The organism is Streptomyces prasinopilosus (genome assembly GCF_001419695.1).
In the GTDB taxonomy this organism is placed as follows: domain Bacteria; phylum Actinomycetota; class Actinomycetes; order Streptomycetales; family Streptomycetaceae; genus Streptomyces; species Streptomyces prasinopilosus.
The window spans coordinates 1-2367 of record NZ_LIRG01000747.1 but is presented as its reverse complement, the minus strand read 5'-3'; the positions used below and the strand labels follow the sequence as shown (position 1 = coordinate 2367).

Annotated in this window: 2 protein-coding genes; both read right to left on the bottom strand. The window is 73.4% G+C overall.

The features are described 5' to 3' along the window. Window positions 1-35: 35 nt before the first annotated feature. A complete protein-coding gene (locus AOK18_RS25720) occupies window positions 36-1433 on the bottom strand; it encodes an alkaline phosphatase D family protein (RefSeq protein ID WP_099048941.1) in 1398 nt (465 codons plus the stop codon). Between the two features lie 88 nt (window positions 1434-1521). After that, complete coding sequence (locus AOK18_RS25715; protein WP_055695885.1) at window positions 1522-2166, bottom strand: HNH endonuclease family protein; 645 nt, start codon at window positions 2164-2166, stop codon at window positions 1522-1524. Between the last annotated feature and the right edge of the window lie 201 nt (window positions 2167-2367).

The window sequence follows — 2367 nt, the reverse complement described above, 5'->3', positions numbered from 1 at the left end:
CCGGCCACGGTGTGTGTCCTCTCGGGTGACGTCCATCACGCGTACGTCGCGGAGCCGAGCTGGGACACGAAGGGCCCGTGCCCCGGGCCCTTCGTGTCCCAGCTCGGCTCCGCGACGTACGCGTGATGGACGTCACCGGAGAGGACACACACCGTGGCCGGCGCGTCCGGTCCCGTGCCGGCCTCGGCGATCACCTTCGCCAGCTCCCCGAAGGACTCCGGGAACGCCGCCCAGTGCTCCAGGTCCGCCGCGCGGCGCAGCCACTCCCCGAAGCGTGCCCAGCGGGGCCCCTTGTCGCCCCGGGCCAGCACGGAGCTCCACCCCTCGACGTCGTGCACCAGGTGCGGCAGCAGCCAGGGCAGGGACGTGCCGATGAGGAGGTGGTCGTAGGTGCCGCGCCCGTCCAGCGCCTGTTCGCGCACCCAGGCGGCCTCGGCCGGGTCGAGCATCGCGCGCTCGCCCTCCGCCAGGACCCGGGCCGCCCGGCTGTCCACCATCAGCAGCCGCACCCGGCCGAAGTCGCGCCGGTAGCTCCAGCGCACCGAGGCCGCGTCCGCCTCGGCCCTCGCGGCGAAGGCCCGCAGCACCTCCGTGCCGTCGGGGCGCTCCCGCACGGACGCGTACAGCGGGTCCGCCGCCAGTTCGCGCGGGGAGAGGTTGCCGAGGTGCTGGTACACCCAGTACGACGCCAGGCCGCTGCGCACCCGCTCGCCCCACCAGGACGTGGCCCGCATGTCGTCGACCCAGGAGGCGGAGGTGTTCCAGTCGTCGATCACGTCGTGGTCGTCGAAGACCATGCACGTGGGCACGGTCGACAGCAGCCAGCGCACCAGCGGGTCGCGCCAGGACTCGTAGTAGAGGTGGGTGTACTCCTCGTAGTCCGTCACCTGGTCGCCCGGCGGGTCGTCGAGGTCGCGGCGGGCGGCGAGGTAGGCGCGCGTGGCGTCGGAGACCTCGTCCGCGTACACCTGGTCGCCCAGGAGGAGCAGCACGTCGGGCCGTTCGCCGTCCGGGTCGGCGGCGATGCGCGCGGCCAGTCCGTGCAGCGCGTCGGGGCCGACGGGATCCGACTCGCCGGCCGGCGGGGACGCCCAGCGGCAGGAGCCGAAGGCGACCCGCACGGTGGCGCCGGCCTCCGCGCCGGGTGTGGAGACGACGGAGGGCGGCAGCGGTGCGAAGGCCTCGTCCTCGGCCGGCGGCCACACGCGGGCGCGGTCGAGGAACACCTCGTAGGGCGTCGTCGTGCCCGGGGTCAGGCCGGTCACCTCGACGAGCGCGTAGTGGTGCCCCGCGACGCGGAAGGTGCGGGCCGTCCCGCCGGACCCGTCGGCGCAGCGCACCTCGGCGGTGCCCGGCCGGTCCGTCTCGATCCAGACGGTCGCGGACGAACCGTCGACGTACCTCAGCAGCGGTCCGAGGCGCAGTCCGGTCATGGTGGTGCCCCTTCCTCCGTCGCTCCGTACGGTACGGAACGACGGAGGAGTACGGGAGATCCCGGGTCCGTTGAGGTGTACCGGGCGGTCAGCAGCCCGCGAGGTGGCCCTGCAGGGCGGACTTCTCGGCCGAGTCGACCGACAGGCCGTAGTGGTACTTCACCTGCACCCAGGCGCGGACGTAGGTGCAGCGGTAGGCCGTGCGGGACGGCATCCACTCGGCGGGGTCCTTGTCGCCCTTGGCCTGGTTGACGTTGTCGGTGACCGCGATCAGCTGCGGGCGGGTCCGGTCGTTGGCGAAGGCCTGGCGCTGGGAGGTGGCCCAGTTCCGGGCGCCGGAGTCCCAGGCCTCCGCGAGCGGGACGACGTGGTCGATGTCGACGTCGGAGGCGGCGGACCAGGTGGCGCCGTCGTACGGGGAGTACCAGCTGCCGCTGGTGGCGGCGCAGGCGGAGTCGGTGACGACGTTCGTGCCGTCGCGCTTGAGGATCGTCTCGCGGGTGTTGCAGGTGCCGCTGACGGTGATCCAGTGGGGGAAGAGGTCGCGGTCGTAGCCGGTGCGGACCTCGGTGGAGACGGGCAGCGCGGCGAGGTAGCCGCGGGCGGTGGCGGCGCTCACCGGGGTGGGGAGGGCGGCGGAGGCGCTCGGGCCGTTGAGTATTCCGGCGGAGGCCACGAGGGCGGTGAGCGCCGCGAGGACGCCCAGGCGTCGACGCGCGTAGAACTTCGGCATGCGAACTCCCTTGTGGGATGGGGACGTTGGAGCGCGGGCACGGGAATGCTCGCCCGAAGGCGTTACGGGGAGGGGTGGGCCCGGTGAGAAGTTAATGACGTGTGCATGTCGCGTCTAGGGGTGGGACGGTGCCGATGTGGTGCGGATGCCGTGGCGCAGGCCGCGCGGGCGTGACGCGCCGCGGCATCCGCACCACATCGG